The sequence below is a fragment of the Yinghuangia soli genome (genome assembly GCF_021502675.1).
GTDB classification, from domain to species: domain Bacteria; phylum Actinomycetota; class Actinomycetes; order Streptomycetales; family Streptomycetaceae; genus Yinghuangia; species Yinghuangia soli.
Window position 1 is genome coordinate 33,817 of sequence record NZ_JAKFHA010000017.1, and the last position, 19,413, is coordinate 53,229.

General features: G+C 70.8%; 15 protein-coding genes. 3 read left to right on the forward strand and 12 right to left on the reverse strand.

Annotation, left to right across the window (positions count from 1 at the left end; genetic code table 11):
• Positions 1-7: 7 nt before the first annotated feature.
• The 7 genes from LZ495_RS25505 to LZ495_RS25535 all read right to left on the reverse strand — a co-directional run bounded on the left by LZ495_RS25505 (position 8) and on the right by LZ495_RS25535 (position 9,159).
• A complete protein-coding gene (locus tag LZ495_RS25505) occupies positions 8-955 on the reverse strand; it encodes a metallophosphoesterase (RefSeq protein ID WP_235055224.1) in 948 nt (315 codons plus the stop codon).
• A 309-nt stretch (positions 956-1,264) separates the two neighbouring features.
• A complete protein-coding gene (locus LZ495_RS25510) occupies positions 1,265-2,797 on the reverse strand; it encodes a CoA-acylating methylmalonate-semialdehyde dehydrogenase (protein ID WP_372498643.1) in 1,533 nt (510 codons plus the stop codon).
• A 263-nt stretch (positions 2,798-3,060) separates the two neighbouring features.
• Positions 3,061-4,473, reverse strand: a complete 1,413-nt coding sequence (locus LZ495_RS25515) for an NAD(P)/FAD-dependent oxidoreductase (RefSeq protein ID WP_235055226.1) — start codon at positions 4,471-4,473, stop codon at positions 3,061-3,063.
• A 65-nt stretch (positions 4,474-4,538) separates the two neighbouring features.
• On the reverse strand, positions 4,539-5,273 hold the full coding sequence (locus LZ495_RS25520) for an ABC transporter permease (RefSeq protein WP_235055344.1): 735 nt from the start codon (positions 5,271-5,273) through the stop codon (positions 4,539-4,541).
• A gap of 161 nt (positions 5,274-5,434) precedes the next feature.
• Positions 5,435-6,364 (reverse strand): ABC transporter permease, encoded by a 930-nt coding sequence (locus tag LZ495_RS25525; protein WP_235055227.1) that lies wholly within the window; start codon positions 6,362-6,364, stop codon positions 5,435-5,437.
• The gene (locus LZ495_RS25530; protein WP_235055228.1) at positions 6,361-7,500 is read right to left on the reverse strand and encodes an ABC transporter ATP-binding protein; all 1,140 of its coding nucleotides are present in this window, start codon (positions 7,498-7,500) and stop codon (positions 6,361-6,363) included. The genes LZ495_RS25525 and LZ495_RS25530 overlap by 4 nt, the downstream gene beginning before the upstream one ends.
• Positions 7,501-7,662: 162 nt before the next feature.
• The gene (locus LZ495_RS25535) at positions 7,663-9,159 is read right to left on the reverse strand and encodes a gamma-aminobutyraldehyde dehydrogenase (protein ID WP_235055229.1); all 1,497 of its coding nucleotides are present in this window, start codon (positions 9,157-9,159) and stop codon (positions 7,663-7,665) included.
• Positions 9,160-9,627: 468 nt separating this feature from the next.
• Between LZ495_RS25535 and LZ495_RS25540 the strand changes: the two genes are divergently transcribed.
• A complete protein-coding gene (locus tag LZ495_RS25540) occupies positions 9,628-11,241 on the forward strand; it encodes a PucR family transcriptional regulator (RefSeq protein WP_235055230.1) in 1,614 nt (537 codons plus the stop codon).
• A 60-nt stretch (positions 11,242-11,301) separates the two neighbouring features.
• Here LZ495_RS25540 and LZ495_RS25545 read toward each other — a convergent pair whose 3' ends face one another.
• Together LZ495_RS25545 and LZ495_RS25550 are read right to left on the reverse strand one after the other, a co-directional pair.
• On the reverse strand, positions 11,302-13,332 hold the full coding sequence (locus LZ495_RS25545; RefSeq protein WP_308268642.1) for a serine/threonine-protein kinase: 2,031 nt from the start codon (positions 13,330-13,332) through the stop codon (positions 11,302-11,304).
• A gap of 292 nt (positions 13,333-13,624) precedes the next feature.
• Positions 13,625-13,972, reverse strand: coding sequence for a hypothetical protein (locus LZ495_RS25550; protein ID WP_235055232.1), 348 nt, complete (start codon positions 13,970-13,972; stop codon positions 13,625-13,627).
• 1 nt (position 13,973) lies between these two features.
• Here LZ495_RS25550 and LZ495_RS25555 point away from each other — a divergent pair, with 1 nt between their 5' ends.
• Complete coding sequence (locus LZ495_RS25555) at positions 13,974-14,705, forward strand: hypothetical protein (RefSeq protein ID WP_235055233.1); 732 nt, start codon at positions 13,974-13,976, stop codon at positions 14,703-14,705.
• Positions 14,706-14,783: 78 nt separating this feature from the next.
• Here the strand turns inward: LZ495_RS25555 and LZ495_RS25560 are convergent, their stop codons facing one another.
• Positions 14,784-14,972 carry a DUF5708 family protein gene (locus LZ495_RS25560; protein WP_235055234.1) on the reverse strand — a complete coding sequence of 63 codons (189 nt, stop codon included), beginning with the start codon at positions 14,970-14,972 and terminating at the stop codon, positions 14,784-14,786.
• 524 nt (positions 14,973-15,496) lie between these two features.
• A complete protein-coding gene (locus LZ495_RS25565; RefSeq protein WP_235055235.1) occupies positions 15,497-16,708 on the reverse strand; it encodes a geranylgeranyl reductase family protein in 1,212 nt (403 codons plus the stop codon).
• A 151-nt stretch (positions 16,709-16,859) separates the two neighbouring features.
• Between LZ495_RS25565 and LZ495_RS25570 the strand changes: the two genes are divergently transcribed.
• Positions 16,860-18,110: a cation:proton antiporter gene (locus tag LZ495_RS25570; RefSeq protein ID WP_235055236.1), complete on the forward strand. Its 1,251-nt coding sequence runs from the start codon at positions 16,860-16,862 to the stop codon at positions 18,108-18,110.
• Between the two features lie 45 nt (positions 18,111-18,155).
• Here LZ495_RS25570 and LZ495_RS25575 read toward each other — a convergent pair whose 3' ends face one another.
• The gene (locus LZ495_RS25575) at positions 18,156-19,370 is read right to left on the reverse strand and encodes a polyamine ABC transporter substrate-binding protein (RefSeq protein ID WP_235055237.1); all 1,215 of its coding nucleotides are present in this window, start codon (positions 19,368-19,370) and stop codon (positions 18,156-18,158) included.
• Positions 19,371-19,413 lie beyond the last annotated feature (43 nt).

The window sequence follows — 19,413 nt, forward strand, 5'->3', positions numbered from 1 at the left end:
GTGCGGTCTAGGCGCCGCGGGTCGGGCGCGGCTCGCCGAAGCGCTCTTCGAATTCGGCGTCGGTCAGCTCACGCATCTCTTCGAGCGTGATCCGGCCCATCATCAGGTCGGTCAGGAACTTCGGCGCGGGCTTGGCGCGCATCGTGTCGGTGATGTCCCCCGGGACGGTGAGGGCTTCCGATTCGACAGTGCCGTCCGCGTGGAGAGTGTAGGTGCGGTAGCTGGGTCCGTCGAAGACCCGCCCCGCGTAGTCGATGCTGTACGTGGTGGACGGGCACACGAACACCGGCCGCCCCTCGAAGGTGCCGTGCAGGTCGCCGTGCAGGTGACCGGCACCCAGCGCCCGGATCTTGGGGAAGTCGCGGACCAGCTTTGCCAGTTCGGTGTCGCCCTGGGCGTCCGGTGCGATGTCGGGCAGCGGCGGGTGGTGCAGCCACACGAAGACGTGCTCGGCGGAGGTCGCCTCCAGGATCGCGCGGGCCTGCGCGGCCTCGGCGGGGGTGAGCTCGGGCTGCTCGGCGGCCGTCATGCGGTCGTCGCGGTCGCGGTACGTGCCGTCGCCGGCGTCCTCGCGGCCGCGGGCGTTGCTGTCCAGGAAGAGCATCAGCCAGGAGCCGACGCGGACCGCGGTCTCCAGGTGCACGTTGCGGCGCGGCAGGCAGGCCCGGTAGGCGTCGTTCCTGTCGTGGTTGCCGGACAGGCAGTAGACGGGCGCCGGAACGGCGTCCAGGACGTCGCCGAGGCGCTCGTAGGCCCCGGGCTCCCCCAGGTCGGCGAGGTCGCCGGTGGCCACCACGAGGGACGCCGCGGCTATCGCGCCGGCGGCGTGGCCGAGGACGGCGGCGAGGCCGGCGTCCGGGTCGTGCTGCACGAATCCGCGGACACCTGCGGTGTCGGGGAAGTGCAGGTCGGAGATCTGGACGAGGGTGACCGGGTCCGCAGCCGTCGTGCTCATGCGCCTCTTCGTTCGGTGGTTCGAAGGGTTCAGGTCGTGCCGGCTCGCTCAGCGTCGATCATCTGACGAGTCGTCACGCATGGTGCCACCCCGGGCGCGCAACGGGAATGGCCGCGGCAAAGATCTGTGGACGTATTCCGGAAAGCTATGGCGGATGCGTTACATACGCATGAGTATGGAAGTCCGATCGGGGGAACGGGCACAGCCCCGCCGGACGACGCCATTGGCGTCCGGCGGGGCTGTGGAAGACCGCAGAAGGCGGATCAGCTGCGGGTACTGCAGTACTGCGCGGGCTCGCTCGACCGGTGATCAGCTGTTGGTCGGGAAGCCCAGGTTGATGCCGCCGTGCGAGGGGTCGAGCCAGCGCTGCGTGACGACCTTGCCGCGCGTGAAGAAGTGCACGCCCTCGGCGCCGTACGCGTGGGTGTCGCCGAACAGCGAGGCCTTCCAGCCGCCGAACGAGTAGTAGGCCACCGGCACCGGGATCGGCACGTTGATGCCGACCATGCCGACCTCGACCTCGTTCTGGAACTTGCGGGCCGCGCCGCCGTCGTTCGTGAAGATCGCGGTGCCGTTGCCGTACGGGTTGGCGTTGATGAGCGCCAGGCCCTCGTCGTACGACTCGACGCGCACGACCGACAGCACCGGGCCGAAGATCTCGTCCGTGTAGATGGACATCTCCGGGGTGACCTTGTCGAACAGCGTCGGACCGAGCCAGAAGCCGTCCGCGGTGTCGTCGCCGTCGATCGGGTGCAGGCGGCCGTCGACGACCAGCTCGGCACCCTCCTTGACGCCCGCCTCGACGTACGAGATGACCTTGTCGGCGTGCTGGCGGGTGACCAGCGGGCCCATCTCGGAGGTGGCGTTGCAGCCGGCGCCGACGCGCAGGCCCGCGATGCGCTCCTTGATCTTGGCGATCAGCTCGTCCGCGATCGGCTCGACCGCGACCAGCGCGGAGATGGCCATGCAGCGCTCGCCCGCGGCACCGAAGCCGGCGTTGACCGCGGCGTCGGCGACCAGGTCGAGGTCGGCGTCCGGGAGCACCAGCATGTGGTTCTTGGCGCCGCCCAGGGCCTGCACGCGCTTGCCGTAGCGGGTGCCGTTCTCGTACACGTACTTGGCGATCGGGGTCGAGCCCACGAACGACACGGACTTGACGTCCGGGTGCTCGAGCAGGCGGTCGACCGAGACCTTGTCGCCGTGCACGACGTTGAAGACGCCGTCCGGCAGGCCGGCCTGCTTCCACAGCTCGGCCAGGAACTGCGCGGCCGACGGGTCCTTCTCGGACGGCTTGAGGATGACGGTGTTGCCGGTCGCGATGGCGAGCGGGAAGAACCACATCGGGACCATCGCCGGGAAGTTGAACGGCGAGATGATCGCGACCGGGCCGAGCGGCTGGCGGATCGAGTAGACGTCGATGCCGGTCGAGGCCTGCTCCGAGAAGCCGCCCTTCTGCAGCTGCGGCACGCCGCACGCGAACTCCACGACCTCCTGGCCGCGGGCGATCTCGCCGAGCGCGTCGGAGTGCACCTTGCCGTGCTCTTCGACGATGATCGCGGCCAGCTCGTCCTTCTTGGCGTCGAGCAGCTCGCGGAACTTGAACAGCACCTGCGAGCGCTTGGCGAGCGACGCGTTGCGCCAGGACGCGAAGGCCTCGACAGCGGCGCCCACGGCAGCGTCCACCTCGGCGACCGAGGCGAAGTCGACGGTGCCGGTCACCTTGCCGGTGGCGGGGTTGTAGATGTCGCCGCGGCGCTCGGAGGTGCCGGTCCAGGCGGCGCCGCCGATCCAGTGGGTGATGTGCTTGCTCAAGTGAGGGCCTCCGGTGACGGCGCCGAACATGCGCGTCGGCGGCGAAGAACTCGAGTACGGGGCCGGGGCGGACCAAACGGGTCGAACCGCGCACCGCACCCCTACGTACGCCAGTCTCATCAACCGCGGGGCCGCACTCAACCTGCACCCTGTCGGCCGTTCGGCGCACAGCCTTACAGGTCGTCGTGCGGAGCCGCCCGGCATGCCCTGACAAGCCGGAAAAAGCCGTCAGGCGGCACCCTTTCGGGTGCCGCCTGACGAGTGACCGCCGCGCGGGGTACGCGCAGCGCAGATCAGCTGTCGAAGCCCATACCGGCCTTGTCGAGCGCCTTGAGCCACAGGTTGCGCTTGCCGCCGTTGGCGTCGGCGCGGGTCAGCGCGCGCTGGGTGAGCTCGATGCCGACCCAGCGGACCGGCTCCGGCGGGAACGGGATCGGCTTGGTCTTGACCATCTTGAGCTCGGTGCGCTCGGTGGAACGGCCGTCCAGCTTGTCGAGCATGACCTCGGCGCCGAAGCGGGTGGCGCCGACGCCCAGGCCGGTGTAGCCCATCGCGTACGCGACCTTGCCCTTGTACGCGGTGCCGAAGAACGCCGAGAAGCGGCTGCACGTGTCGATCGCGCCGCCCCACGTGTGCGTGAAGCGCAGGCCTTCGAGCTGCGGGAACGTCTCGAAGAAGTGCCCGGCGAGCTTGGCGAAGGTGGCCGGCCGCTGGTCGTGGTCGGCGGAGACCTTCTGGTTGAAGTCGTAGACCGCGTCGTAGCCGCCCCACAGGATCCGGTTGTCCGCGGACAGCCGGTAGTAGTGGAAGTGGTTGGCGCTGTCGCCGATGCCCTGGCGGTTCTTCCAGCCGATCGAGTCGAGCTGCTCCTCGCTCAGCGGCTCGGTCATCATCGCGTAGTCGTAGACCGGCACGACGAACGAGCGCAGGCGCTTGACCAGGTTCGGGAACACGTTGGTGCCCAGCGCGACGCGGCCCGCGTAGAGCTTGCCGTAGCCGGTGGTCAGCACCATGCCGGCGCCGTGCGCCTTCAGGTCGGTGGCCTGGGTGTGCTCGTAGATGCGGACGCCGAGCTTGAGGCATGCGGCCTTGAGGCCCCAGGCCAGCTTGGCCGGGTTCACGATCGCGCAGCCGTTCTTGTCCCACAGGCCGGCCTGGTACGTCGGCGAGTGGACCTCGGCCTGCACCTGGTCGCGGTCCAGGAACTCGGCGTCGATGCCGTGCTCCTGCATGATCGCGACGCCTTCGCGCAGCTCGTCGGCCTGCCACTGCTGGGTGGCCACCGCGAGCTCGCCGGTGCGGCGGTAGTCGCAGTCGATGCCGTACCGCTTGACCGCGGCCTCGATCTCGTCGAGGTTCTCCTCGCCGAGCTGCTCCAGGCGGCGGATGTCGTCCGGCCAGCGGTCCAGGCCGTTCCAGAAGCCGTGCGTGAGGCTGGCCGCGCAGAAACCGCCGTTGCGGCCCGAGGCCGCCCAGCCGATCTCCTGGCCCTCGATCAGCACGACGTCGCGCGAGGGGTTGCGCTCCTTGGCGATCAGCGCGGTCCACAGGCCCGAGTAGCCGCCGCCGACCACCGCGAGGTCGGCGTGGTCGTCGCCGATCAGCGCGGGCAGCGCCGCCGGGCGGGCCGGGTCGTCGAGCCAGAACGGGACCGGCGTCGCGTCCGCGAGGGACCGGGTGGGATCCAGAGACTTCGCGGGATCCATCGGTTTCCACAACCTCTCTTGTGCGGCCCGGCCGGAGAGGCCGGGCCGCTCGCACTGCCTACTTGTCAGGAAGCCTTTTGCTTCCTGCGGTTCGTCCGCACTTGGCCGACGATGACGACCGCGATCGCGATGAAGAACATCGCGGACCCGATCACGTTGATCTGCGGCGGAGTACCCCGCTGCGCCGCGCCCCACACGAACATCGGGAAGGTGACGGTGTCGCCCGAGTTGAAGTTCGTGATGACGAAGTCGTCGAAGGACAGCGAGAACGCGAGGAGGGCGCCGGCGCCGATGCCGGGGGCGGCGATCGGCAGGGTGACGCGCAGGAAGGTCTGCGTCGGGGACGCGTACAGGTCCTGCGCGGCCTCTTCCAGCTTGGGGTCCATGCCCAGCACGCGCGCCTTGACCGCGACGACGACGAAGCTGAGGCAGAACATCACGTGCGCGATCAGGATCGTCCAGAAGCCGAACGAGATGCGCATGTTGAGGAACAGCGTGCCGAGCGAGGCGCCCATGACGACCTCGGGCATCGACATCGGCACGAACAGCAGCGTGTTGGTCAGGCCGCGGCCGCGGAAGCGGTAGCGGCCCAGCGCGAACGCCACGGCGGTGCCGAGCACGGTCGCGAACAGCGTGGACAGGAAGGCGATCTCCAGGCTGGTGATCAGCGAGTCCTTGATGCCCGCGACGCCGAACGGGTCCTTCCACGCGTCGAGCGTGAAGCCGTTCCAGGTGTAGTTGAACTTGCCGTTCGGGTCGTTGAACGAGAACAGCAGCACGACCAGGTTCGGCAGCGTCATGTACGCGAGCGCCAGGATGCCGAACAGCGTCACGACGTTGCGGCGCAGCCAGCGCAGCGCGCGGGCCGGGGCGGACAGCTGGTGGGCCGCGGGCGGGGTGGCCCGGCGGTGCGACCCGCCTGCGTGCGAGCCGCCGGTCTGCGGGGTGAGGGTCGCGGTCATCAGACGAGTTCCTCCGTCCCGGCCTTGCGGATGTACGCCGACACCATCAGCACGATGAGCAGCATGAGGATGAACGACAGGGCGGCTGCGGTCGGGTAGTCCAGGACGCGCAGGAACTGCGTCTGGATCACGTTGCCCGCCATGCCGGTGTCCGGCGAGCCGAGCCACGCGGCGTTCACGTAGTCGCCGGACGCCGGGATGAAGGTCAGCAGCGTGCCGGAGACCACGCCGGGCAGCGACAGCGGGAAGGTGACCTTGCGGAAGGTCGTCTTCGGGTCCGCGTACAGGTCGTTCGCGGCCTCGTGCAGGCGCGGGTCGATGCGCTCCAGCGAGGCGTACAGCGGCAGCACCATGAACGGCAGGAAGTTGTACGTCAGACCGCAGATCACCGCGAGCGGCGTGGCCAGCACGCGGTCGCCCTCGGTCAGCCCGAGCAGCGCGGTGACGTCGGTGAAGTGCAGCGTGTTGAGGACGTCGACCACGATGCCGTTGTCGGCCAGGATCGTCTTCCAGGCCAGCGTGCGGACCAGGAAGCTGGTGAAGAACGGCGCGATGACCAGGACCAGCCACAGGCCGCGCCACTTGCCGGCCTTGAAGGCGATGGCGTACGCGAGCGGGTAGCCGATGACCAGGCACATGACCGTCGCGGCCGCGGCGTACCCGAAGGACCGCAGGAACTGCGGGTAGTACGTCTGCAGCGCGTCCCAGTAAGTGGAGAAGTGCCACGTGAACTCGTAGCCCTTCTCCAGGCCGCCGGTCTGGAGCGAGGTGCCGCCCTGGACCAGCATCGGGATCAGGAAGAAGACGACCAGCCAGATCATGCCGGGCGCGAGCAGGGCGTACGGGACCCAGCGGCCGCGCTTCGGCGGCTCCTTCAGGTCGTCCGTCCCGCCGCCGCCACCGCCGCCGGTGGGGGCGAGAGCGTTCATGCCTTCACCGCCGCCGATGCCGTCGCGGGCTCGGGCGCGAGGCCGAAGCCGTGGTCCGGGTTCCAGTGCAGGACGACGGGCGCGCCGGGCACGAGGCGGTGGTCGCGCTCCATGTTCTGCTCGAACACGGTGATCTCCTGTGCCCACGGCATGCGGACGGTGTACTGCGTGGAGACGCCGATGAAGCTGGAGTCGACGATGACGCCGCCGTCTATTCGGTTCCGGTTCCCGTTCGAGTCGGCCGCCGAGGCGTGCTGGATGGCGATCTTCTCCGGGCGGATGCCCATGACGACCTGGTCGCCCTGCGCGGCGGTGCGGTCGACCGGGAGCGCCATGCGGGTGCCGTGCACGTCCATGAGCAGGTAGCCGCCGCTGGTGCCGGTGATCCGGGTGTCCAGCAGATTGGACTGGCCGAGGAAGTTCGCCACGAACTTGGTGCGCGGCGACTCGTACAGGTCGGCCGGCGAACCGAGTTGCTCGACGACCCCGCCGTTCATGACGGCGATGGTGTCGGCCATGGTCATGGCCTCTTCCTGGTCGTGCGTGACGTGCACGAAGGTGATGCCGACCTCGGTCTGGATGCGCTTGAGCTCGAGCTGCATCTGGCGGCGCAGCTTCAGGTCGAGCGCGCCCAGCGGCTCGTCCAGGAGCAGGACCTGCGGGTGGTTGATGAGCGCCCGGGCCACCGCGACACGCTGCTGCTGGCCGCCCGAGAGCTGAGCGGGCTTGCGGCCGCCCAGGTGCCCGAGCTCGACCAGCTCCAGCATCTCCTTGACCGGGCCGTCGACGTCCTTGCGGCCCTTGCGGCGCAGACCGAACGCGACGTTCTCCGCGACGCTGAGGTGCGGGAACAGCGCGTAGTTCTGGAAAACGGTGTTGACCGGCCGCTTGTAGGGCGGCAGACCGGTGACGTCCTGGCCGCCGATGAGCACCTGTCCGGTGGTCGGCTCCTCCAGGCCGGCGATCATCCGCAGCGTGGTCGTCTTGCCGCACCCGGAGGCGCCGAGGACCGCGAAGAATGAGCCCGCGGGGATCGTCAGATCCGTGGGCTGGACGACGGTGTTGCTGCCGAAGCTCTTGCTCAGGCCCACCAGGTTGACGTCGCCGGACGCGCCGGCCCGCTGCTGCTCGCTCATGTTCCCTCTGGACAGCACCGGCCGGCCGCCCGGCTCCCGGGCGGCGGGCAAGCGCCTTGGTACGTACCGCGGTCCGTGCGGCGGGCGGGCCGGCCGAGGTCGCTCGGAGACGACTCGGCCGGCCCGCCCGCCGCGCTCACGGACCGCGGCGGATGGGTGTGATTACCGGTCTCCAAAAATGGTCCGGTGCCAGTCCTTCTTGGCGGCGGCGGTGATGTCGTACATCACGTGCTTGATGTTCGTGTACTCGTCGAACGAGTACTGCGACATGTCCTTGCCGAAGCCGGAGGCCTTGTAGCCGCCGTGCGGCATGTCGCTGATGATCGGGATGTGGTCGTTGACCCACACGCAGCCCGCCTGGATCTCGCGGGTGGCGCGGCCGGCCCGGAACACGTCGCGGGTCCAGGCCGAGGCGGCCAGGCCGTACGGCGTGTCGTTGGCGAGGCGGATGCCCTCTTCGTCGCTGTCGAAGGGCAGCACGACCAGGACCGGGCCGAAGATCTCGTCCTGCACGATCTCGGAGTCCTGGGACACGCCGGTGACCAGGGTCGGGCGGTAGAACGCGCCGTCCGCCAGGGCGCCGCCGGGGGCCTCGCCGCCGACCACGATCTTGGCGCCGTAGCCGCGGGCGCGGTCGATGAAGCCGGCCACCGACTCCTGCTGGCGGCGCGAGACGAGCGGGCCGTTGTCGGTCGACGGGTCCATCGTGTCGCCGTGCCGGACCGCGGCGTACAGCTCCGCGACGCCCTCGACGAACGCGTCGAAGAGCGGGCGCTGGACGTACGCGCGGGTCGCCGCGGTGCAGTCCTGGCCGGAGTTGATGAGCGAGGCGGCGACCGCGCCGTTGATTGCGGCGTCCAGGTCCGCGTCGTCGAAGACCACGAACGGGGCCTTGCCGCCCAGTTCGAGGTGCATGCGCTTGACGGTGCCCATGGCGACCTCGGCGACGCGCTTGCCGACGCCGGTCGAGCCGGTGAACGAGATCATCGACACGTCGCGGTGGCCCATGAGGTACTCGCCGACCGTGCGGCCCTTGCCGGTGACCACGTTGACGACACCGTCGGGGATGCCCGCGTCGGTGCACGCCTGGGCGAACATCAGCGAGGTCAGCGGGGTGATCTCGGCCGGCTTGAGGACGATCGTGTTGCCCGCGGCGATGGCCGGGAGGATCTTCCAGGCGGCCATCTGCAGCGGGTAGTTCCACGGCGCGATGGAGCCGACGACGCCGATCGCCTCGCGGCGGATCGACGAGGTGTGGTCGGCGCTGTACTCGGCGGACGCCTTGCCCTCGAGGTTGCGCGCGGCACCGGCGAAGTACGAGACGTTGTCGATCGTGCCGGGCACGTCGAACTCGCGGGTCAGCTTGATCGGCTTGCCGGCCTGCGCGGTCTCGGCGCGCGCGAAGTCCTCGGCGCGCTCCTCGAGCACCGCGGCGAGGCGGTTCAGGGCGCCCGCGCGGTCCGCCGGAGCGGCCTTCGACCACTCCGGGAACGCCGCCGACGCACTCGCTACCGCGGCATCCACATCGGCGGTGTCCGCCAGGGTGACGGTCTCGACGACCTGTCCGTTCGCGGGGTTGGTGACGTCGAACGTCTCACCGGACGATCCGGGGCGCAGGCGGCCCCCGATGAACTGGTGACCCTCGGCGAAGTCCTGCATTCGGCCCTCCACTGGCACTTCTGCTCGAAGCAGCTCGGAGCTGCCCCGGTTCCGGCGGACTGCGGCGGTCCGGCAGTCCCGACGTGCGCGTTCCCCCACAATCTTGCGGGATGCACGGCCGGAACTGCGTTGCGCTGTGATGCGCTGTCGAGATGCCACCCGGACGGATGGTCTCCACAGAATCGGCCGTTGTTTGCGATGGAATCCGTCGTCTGCTGCCATTCTGGCTGAGGTATCCATCGGATCGGCGCGTCTACCGCGTCAGCGTAGGACGATGCCGCGCCGACACCAGGTGCCGCAACTGCCACGGCGACAGGCCAGAGCCCAGTGGCTTTACACATCGGCAAAGGTGCCCTGTCTGTTTTGGGGGACCCGCAGCCGTTCGGCCCTGCCGTCGTGTGTCGGGCGAAACCTGTCACGATGGAAGCGGTGCGCCGATGCGCATTTACAGGTTGGGGAGGTCAGCCAGTGTTTCCCACGGTCGCCGACGTAGTGGCCCTCGATGCCGTGCGCCGCGGAATGCCCCAGGTGGTCGCGGGCGAGCGCGGGCTGTCCCGACCGGTCCGCTGGGTGCACATCAGCGAGATCCCGGACGCCGCCCGGCTGCTGCGCGGCGGCGAGCTGGTCCTGGCCACCGGCATCGCGCTGCCCGAGGAGCGCGAGGGACTGCAGCGCTACGTCCGCGACCTGGTGGACGTGGACGCGGCGGGCCTGGTCATCGAGCTCGGCCGGCGGTACGCCGACCAGCTCCCCCGGGCCCTGGTCGCGGCCGCCGAGCAGGCCGGCCTCCCGGTCGTCACGCTGCGCCACGAGACGCACTTCGTGGGCATCACCGAGGCCGTGCACGGGCTGATCATCGACGCCCAGCTGGCCGAGCTGCAGGCCTCCGAGGCGGTGCACCAGGCGTTCAACGAACTGGCCGTGGAGGGCGCCGAGCCGGCCGACGTGGTGCGCCAGGCGTCCCGCATGTCCGGCCGCCCGGTGGTGCTGGAGAACCTCGCCCACCAGGTGCTCGCGTACGACGCCGCCGGGGTGCGCGCCGAGTCGCTCCTCGACCACTGGGAGGACCGCTCCCGGCAGGTGCGCCTCGGCGCCCGGACCGGCTTCGACGAGCGGGCCGGCTGGCTGGTCACCATGGTCGGCGCGCGCGGGCACGACTGGGGCCGGCTGATCCTGGTCGGCGACGGCGGCAACCCGCCGCCGCAGCAGACCATGCTGCTGGAGCGCGCGGCGTCCACGCTGGCGCTGAACCGGCTGGTGGTGCGCGACCGCGAGACGCTGGAGCGGCAGACCCACCGGACGCTGCTGTCCGGCATCCTGACGCACTCGTACACGGTCGCCGAGGTGACGCTGCGGGCCCGCGCGCTGGGCGTGCAGCTGGAGGGGCGGCGGCTGGTCGGCGTGGTGCTGCGGCTGCGCCGCGGGGTGACCCCGGCGGCCCTGGAATCCCAGGCCCGGCTGCGCGACTTCACCGAGACCGCGGCGGCCGCGGTCCGCGAGCGGCGGCTCGCCGCGCTGGTCGGCGGGCTCGACGACGACAGCGTCGGGCTGCTGGTCGCGCTCAACGCGCAGGACACCGAGGACGCCGCCCTCGAGGGCTTCTCGGCCGCGCTGCGCAAGCTCGCCCCGGACTTGGCCGCGGACATCGTCATCGCGGTCGGCTCGTCGGTCGGCGCGGTGCGCGATGCGCGGCGGTCACTCCTCGAGGCCACCCAGGTCGCGGACGCCGCGGTGCACCAGGGCGGCGGGGCGGCGTTCTACCGGCTGCCCGACGTGCGGTTGCGCGGCCTGCTGCACCTGCTGCGCGACGATGCGCGGCTGCAGACGTACGTGGAGCGCGAGTTGGGCCCGCTGCTGGCGTACGACGCGCAGCACGGAACGCAGTTGGTGCAGATGCTCGGCATCTACCTGGAGCACGGCCGCAACAAGTCGGCGGCGGCGGACGCCGCACACCTGTCGCGGCCGTCGTTCTACGAACGCCTGCACCGCATCGAGCGGGTGCTGTCGGTGGATCTGGACCAGGTGGAGAGCTGCCTGTCCCTGCATGTCGCACTGCTGGGACTGGAAGCGCTGCGGCGCTGAGCCGGGGCGGCCGGCAGTCTCAGCGGCCGCCTGTCCGCCCCCTGCGCCCCCTGCCCTGGCTCAGCCGCCGGCCAGCTTGAGGTTCTGCAGCGCCCAGAAGAACAGCGCCTGGTCGCGCTCCCAGTTGGCCGCGTTGCTCCGGACGTCGACCTCGACGTACAGGCCGTTCTCGATGAACGCGGTGAGCACGGCGTGGAGTTCGTCGCCGCCCTCGGTCCAGGTGTACTCCCACACCACGCCGGGGTTGCCGCGGATCGTGCGCTCCTCGAAGCGGATCAGCTTGTAGCCGGAGAACACCGCGACCGACCGCTGCTCCTGCGGACGCCACTGCTCCAGCAGGTCGTCGGTCTGCTTGAAGGCGGTGCGCGCGGCCAGCATCGACGGCGGGCTCGGGGCGTCGTAGCGCACCACGCCGTCCTGCTCGTTGCGCCGCCAGCCTTGGGGCACCGGCCAGGCGAAGCGCTTCTCGTCCGCGGTGGCGACCGGGATCGGCGCCGCGGCGACGACCGTGGCCTCGGCTGGGTAGACGGGGGCCTTCGGTGCCTGGGTGGCCGGTGCGCTGGTCGGCGGGCCTGCGGAGGCACTCGGCCCGGCGCCGTCCGTCGGGTCCTGCGATGCCGAGACGGAACTCCCGGTCTGCGCCTGGTTCTTCGCCTTGTCGTCGTCGCCCCCGCCGGACGCCAGCACGGCGCCGATCACGATCGCCGCGACGACCGCGGCCGCGCTCGGCCCCACCACGACGGGCTTCCGCCACCACGGGCGCGCGGCCGGCGGGCCGACCTCGCGGGTCGGCGTCGCGGTGCCCGGCAGGACGGTGGCGGGGGTGGTGTCCCCCGGCATCGGCGACAGCGTCACCGGTACCTCGTCGCGGGGCGGCGGGGCCGGTACGCGGGGCAGTTCCTCGGTCACCTGCCCGGGCGGGGGCCCGACCGGCGGTCGGGCGGCGGGCATCAGCAGCGAAGCGGTGGCGTCCTCGCCGCGCGGTGCGGCGGGCGCCTGCTGGGCCGCCGGGTTCAGGACCGTGCGCAGGTCCTGAGTGCCGTCACCGGGTGCGCCGGGCCCCGCGGACTCGTCGAGTTCCGGCGCCTGCGCCGGTGCGGCGGTGCCGGACGCGGCGGCCTCGGGAGCGGCGCCGCCGGCCACGGCCCCCGGTTCGAGCTGCCAGGTCGGGGCGTCCGCGGCGAGGGCGACGACCTCCCGGGTGGGGTCGTTGCTGTGCCGCCTGGCCTCGGCGTCGAGCACGGTCTGCAGGCCGGCCATCACCGCGGCGGCGTCCGGGCGGGCCTCCGGGTCGCGCGCGAAGAGGGCGCGCACCAGCGGCTCCAACGGACCCGTGGCGTCCGGTACTTCGGGTTCCGCGATGACGATCGCGGCGAGCGTGGCGACCGGCGTGGAGCGGCGGAACGGCGAGCTGCCGGTGACCGCGGCGCACAGCGTGACACCCAGCGACCACAGGTCGGATGCGGGGCCCGGGCTGTCGCTCTCGATGCGCTCGGGGGCCATGAACTCCGGCGAGCCGACGATCGCCCCGGTGCCGGTGAGGCCGGTGCTGCCCTCCAGCGCGGCGATGCCGAAGTCGGTGAGGACGGCGTGCCCGTCGGCCTCGATCATCACGTTGCCGGGCTTCACGTCGCGGTGCAGCACGCCGTGCTCGTGGACCACCCGCAGGGCCCGGGCGATTTGCACGCCTATGGCTGCCGCGTCCTGCGGAGTCAGCGGGCCGTCTTCGTCCAAAACCGCATCAAGGGAACGAGCGGCGAGAAGTTCCATGACGATCCACAGACGATCGTCGTCCTCGACATAGTCGTAGACCCGCACCACATTCGGATGGTTGATGCGCGCCGTGGCGCGCGCCTCGCGAAGCGACCGCTCACGCCGGTTCTGGTCCTCGGAATGGTGGCCGAAAACCACATTGAGCACCTTGGCCGCCACCGGCCGGTCCAGGAGCTCGTCGTGGGCCCGCCAGACGGTACCCATCCCTCCGCTCCCGATGACGCTGACCAGCCGATACCGGCCACCGACCACGTGGCCTCTCTCGGCGTGCTCCTGCCCGCGCGGCATCCCGCCCCCACTCCCCGGTATGCGGCCCATCCCGGTTTCGGGCGATACCGCTCCCGGGAGTCCGTCAGAATTCCCGGCGGTCCATGGTAAAACAAAGCGACACGGCCATTGGATATGGGTGGGGAAAAACAAGATCCAATATCCGGCCAATCCTTCCTAGGGGGCTACGCGTGGCCATCCCACGCAATTTCCGATCAGAATCGGTCAAAAGGGCAGCAGTCATTGTCGCCTTCCCGGTCGGCCTGGCGCTGACGCTGCAGGCGGGGCTCGCGTTCGCGCATACCGGCGGCGACGGCAGGCCCGGGGGGCACCACCACGGCGGCTACACGCGCACCGCCACCGGCACCCAGCCGGGCGGGCCGTCCACCACGAGCAGCCCCGGGGGCGAGAACCCCGGGGGCGAGAATCCCGGCGGCGAAAGCCCCGGCGGGGAGAACCCGGGCGGGGAGACCCCCGGCGGCGAAAGCCCGAGCACGCGTACGACACGGCCGTCGACCGGGCCCACCACGCCCACGTACACGCCGTCGACCCGTACGACGAGTCCGAACACCTCGCCGACGGCGACCACGACGCCGACCACGGCACCGACCACGGCCACTCCCACCGGACCCACCGGTCCGACCACGGGCGCCCCCACCACGGGGCCGGCCACGGCGATGCCCTCCGCCATCGTGCGCAGCTACGGCGTGGGCATCAGCCGCAAGATCACGTTCGACGCGAACGGTGTCGGGACCATCCCGTTCACGGTGTCCAACACCACGAACAAGACCCAACCGGCCCGTGACGTCTACGCGTTCAGCACCAACAAGCTCCAGATCCTGGCGGTGCCCGGCTGCGTCAGCGCACCGGCCATCGGCGAGGGCTGGCGGGACAGCTACCGCTGTACGCTGCCGTCCCTCAAGCCGGGCGAATCGCGCTCCTGGAACGCCCAGGTGCGCTACCTGCCCGCACTGGAGCGCGGTGCGGGCTCCGGCGGCGGCCAGGCCGGCCGTGCGGCCCCGGCGCGCCTGCCGGTGATCGAAGAGATCGACGTCTCCACGTTCTGCGTCATCGTCGTGCCCGCGGGCGCGAAGAACCTGAGCGTGGTGCTCGGCCAGGACGGCCCGCTGCGGTTCGTCTTCGGCAGCAGCAACGACCCGAACGTCATCAGCTTCACGGTCACCCCCAAGGCGACCTCGGCCGGCGGTACGGGCGGCAACGGCGGTACGGGCAGCGGCTCCAACGGGGGCAACGACCCCGTCACGCCGACCGCACTGCCCAAGACCGGTGCGGCCCCGTCGATCCTGTCCATGGCAGGCGGTGCACTGGGCCTGCTGATCCTCGGCTTCGGCCTCGTCGGCGCGGCCAGATTGCGCGCCCAGGCGCAGGTCCTGCGCGAGGCGTCGGAAGGCTCGACCGCCTGACGGACAGCGGACGGTCGAAAACAGTGCGGGTCGCCAACCAACCCTGGCGACCCGCACTTTTCCGTCTCCGCTCCGGTATCAGGCAGCCTGCCTGCGGGACTTGGTCGCGATGCGGAAGATGCCGAAGAGCAGGTCGAGCGCGCCGACCGCGACCAGGATGAGCCCGAGCTTGTCGAGCGCGATCCCCGGCAGGTCCACGTCGCCTGCGTACAGCTTGAGCACCAGCCCGAGCACGATCCCCAGCGTCCCGATCACCACGTCGCGCATCCCTGCCCCCTTTTCGCCGTGTCCGAGTTCGTCCCGAAGTAAAACCATTCGCAGGGGTGAACTCCAGCCCGAATCCTCGCGAACTGGCTTACCCAGACCTAGCGTTCCGCCCATGGTCACCTCGAAACACGAGGCGTCGCACCGGATCTTCCAGGAACGGCCTGAGCTCCTCAGGCCGGTCTTCGAGATCTTGGTGCCGAGGCGCTGGCGGCCGCGGACGACGATACGGCCAAGTACTTCGGGCAATTCCTGGACATCGGTCTGACCGATACGCCGGCGAGCAAGATCTGGAGGAACCTCATGACCGTGCGCGACTACTTCCCGCATCGGGACACGCTCATCGGCAGGACCATTCGCGAGAGCCTCGCGCAGGGACGCGAGGAAGGGCGCGAAGAAGGGGTCGTCGCCGGGCGGGCGGAGCGAGGTCCTGGATGCGTGGCTGGACCGTGCGCTGTCCGTCGGCGAGGCCGAGGATCTGTTCGCCGGCCAGTGAGTGACGGGCCCTCGCCCGACTCGTGCCGCGGTCAGCGGGCGAGGCGGGTGAGGGCCTTTTTGACGGCGGGGCGGTCGACGTAGTCGGCGAGGGTCTTGGTGCCGCGCACGATGTTGCGGAAGGCGGACCAGGCCTTGGGGACGGTGGCGATGGCGGTGTGGAAGACCGCGGGGCGGCGTTCGAAGGCGGCGAGCATGAGGCGGCCGGCGCGCATTTCGCGGCCGAGGGTGCTCTCGATGCGGGTGCGGTACGCCTCGGCGGCTTCCTTGACGTCGGCGTCGGTGGCGGCGGCCGCGATGCGGGCGGCGGATTCGCCGGCCGCGCGGCCGCTGCGGAGGGCGAAGGAGATGCCTTCGCGGGTCCAGGGTTCGAGGAGGCCCGCGGCGTCGCCGGCGACGAGGACGCGGCCGCGGGCGAGCGGGGATTCGTCGGTGCGGCAGCGGGTGAGGTGGCCTGAGGTGAGGTGCGGGCGGAAGCCGGAGAGGGCCTGGCTCGCGATGAAGTCGCGGAGGTAGGCGCGGGTGGCCTCGCCGTTGCCGCGGGCGCAGATGACGCCGACGGTGAGCACGTCGTCCTTGGGGAAGACCCAGGCGTACGAGCCGGGCACCGGGCCCCAGTCGATGAGGACGCGGCCGCGCCAGTGGTCGGCGACCTCGCGCGGGACCGGGATCTCGGCTTCGAGGCCGAGGTCGACCTGGGCGAAGGAGACGCCGACGTACGCGCTGCTGCGGCCCGCGCTGCCGTCGGCGCCGACCAGGGCGCGGGCGCGCAGGGTGCTGCCGTCGGCGAGGGTGAGGACCGCGGTGTCGGCGTCCTGGTCGATGCGCTGGACGGTGGTGTCCTGGCGGATCTCGGCGCCGGCCGCACGGGCCGCGCCGACCAGGGCGGCGTCGAATTCGGGGCGGTTGACCAGGGCGAACAGCGGGGCGCGGGAGCGCAGTTGCCGGGAGCGGTGCCAGCGGCCGCGGACGGTGAAGTCGACGGTGTGCACGTAGCCCTTGAGCGGCGGCCGGAAGTCGCGCGGCAGCGCGTCCGCGGAGGGGCCGATGATGCCGCCGCCGCAGGTCTTGTAGCGGGGCAGGACGGCCTTCTCGACCAGCAGCACGCTGCGGCCCGCCTCGGCGGCGGCGAGGGCCGCGGTGGCGCCCGCGGGGCCCGCTCCGACGACCACGACGTCCCAGGTCCGCTCGTCGTCGGCAGGCGCGGGGATGGGCTGTTCGGGGGTGCCGGGGGTGCTGGTCATGGGCCCTGAGCTTATCGAGCGGCGGCAGCGGGCCGTGCCGGGCGGTCGCCGCCGCGGCCTGCCGGAGCAACCCGCGAGGCTGCGGTGATTTGTCGGATTTCTTACGTATGATCGCCAGTCGTCCGACCGTCGGACGGGTGGGGGAGGTTCGATGAGCGACACCGCCGATCTGGTCGTGGTCGTGGTGCTGGTGGCCCTCGCGCCGATGGCCACCGCGGCGTGCGCGCGCTGGATCCCGGTGCCGACCGTGGTGGTCGAGATCCTGCTCGGGGTGCTGGCCGGGCCCGCGCTGCTGGGCTGGATCGGCCGTAACGGCGACATCGTCAACGACCTGTCCGAGTTCGGGCTGGTCATGCTGATGTTCCTGGCCGGCTACGAGATCGACGTGCCGCGCATCAAGGGCCGGCCGCTGACGTCGGCGGCCGTGGGCTGGGGCGCCTCGCTGGTGCTCGGACTCGGCGCGGGCCTGCTGATGACGGTGGCAGTAGGCGGCGAGACCATGGCCGGGGTCGCCATCGGCCTGGCCCTGACCACGACCGCATTGGGCACGATCCTGCCGATCGTGCGGGACGCCGGGCTGCTGCCCACGCCGCTGGGGGCGAACATCATGGCGATCGGCACGGTCGGCGAGTTCGCCCCGATCGTGGCCATCGCGCTGCTGCTGAGCGGCCGGCATCCAGGGGCGACGGTGGCGGCGCTGGCGGTGTTCGCGATCCTCGCCGCGGTCGCGCTGCTGCTCGCGGTCAGGCCCAATCCGCGCTGGCTGGACCGGCTGGTGGTCAAGACGCTGCATTCCAGCGGTCAGCTGGCGGTACGCCTCGCCATGGTCATCATGGTGCTGCTGGTCTGGTTCGCCGACGAGCTCGAACTGGACAACCTGATGGGCGCATTCACTGCCGGACTGGTGCTGCGCCTGTCCCTGTGGCACGCGCCCGGCGATCTGGTGGAGACGATCTCGGCGAAGCTGGACGGCATCGGCTTCGGCTTCTTCATCCCGATCTTCTTTGTGATGAGCGGCGTGAAGTTCGACCTGGACGCGCTGCTCGACAAGCCCGGGCTGCTGGCCCTGATCCCGTTGTTCCTGGTGCTGTTCCTGCTGGTCCGCGGCCTTCCGACGTTCGTGCTCGCGGGTCGCGGCGAGGTGGCCGGGCGGCGGCGCGAGCTGGCCCTGTTCGCCTCGACCGCGCTGCCGCTCGTGGTCGTGATCACCAACATCGCGGTGGAGAACGGGTACTTGAGCTCCGGCAAGGCCGCCGCGCTGGTCGGCGCGGGGATGATCTCGGTGATGGCCTTCCCGCAGCTGGCCCTGCGTACTGCGGGGGACGCCACCGGCACGCGGGCCGAGGAATTCGACGGCGAGCCGCCCGGTGAGAACGAGGACGAGGTCCTCAAGGACCGGTGACGGGCGGCCCGGCGGCCCTCGGCCGCCCCGTCGGGCCCGGCGGCCTCAGAGGCCGATGATGCCGCCCCAGGTCTTCTCCCACCCGCGGCTCTCGTCCACGCCGACCTCGCGCATGGTGTGCAGCCGGGCCTGGGTCTCGTCGCTCGGGAACATCAGCTCGTTCTCGGCGAGCCCGGCGATCTCTTCGTCCTCGTTCTTGGCGATGATCTCGCGCGCGGCCGGCACCGGGCAGATGTACTGCACGGACGCGGCCAGCTCGGCGGCGATCTCCGGGTCGTAGTAGAAGTCCATCAGGGCCTCGGCGTTGGCCTTGTGGGACGCCCGGTTGGGGATCATCAGATTCTCCGACCAGAGCTCGGCGCCCTCCTCGGGCACCACGAACTCGATGTCGGGGTTGTCGAGCTGCAGCTGCAGCACGTCGCCGGAGTACGCCATGCAGGCCAGCACGTCGCCGGAGGCCAGGCCCGAGGTGTAGTCGTTGCCGGTGAAGCTGCGGATGTGCTTGTTGTCGACGAGCTTCTGGACGCGCTCCATGACCTTGTCCACGTCCTGCTCGGTGAACTTGGTGACGTCCGCGCCCTCGCCGATCATCAGCAGGGTGACGGCCTCCATGAAGCCGGAGAAGAGCGTCACGCGGCCCGCGAGGTCCTTGGCCCACAGGTCGCTCACGTGCTTGATCTCGCGGCCGACCAGCTTCTTGTTGTACGCGATGCCGGTGATGCCGCTCGCCCACGGCACGGTGTGCTTGCGCTCCGGGTCGTAGCCGGGGCTGCGCAGCGACTCGGCGAGGTTGGCGCGCACGTTCGGCAGGTTCTTCTGGTCCAGGGTCTGCACCCAGCCCAGGCCCACGAAGCGGGTGCACATCCAGTCGGAGATGACGATGAGGTCGCGGCCCGGCTCCTTGCCCGCCTGGATGGCGGGGTGGATCTTGCCGAAGAACTCGTCGTTGTCGTTGATCTCCTCGGTGTACCTGACCTCGATGCCGGTCTTCTCGGTGAACGCGTCGAGAGTGGGGTGCTTCTCCTCGTCGTCCTCGTCGACGTCGATGTAGAGCGCCCAGTTGGAGAAGCGGACGCTCTTGTCGTCCTCGCTCTTGTCGACGCCGGTGCGCTTGTCCTCGGGGACGTATGCGGACGGCACGCCGCAGGCGGCCAGGGTGCCGGCCGCGGCGAGGGCGCCGCCGCCGCGCAGCAGCGTCCGCCGGTCGAAGCCCTTTCCGCCGATCCGCGAGGTGGGCACAGCAGCGCGGTTGCGGATCATGGGCGGAGCTCCTTCGATGTTGGACCTCGTGCATCCTCCCTGC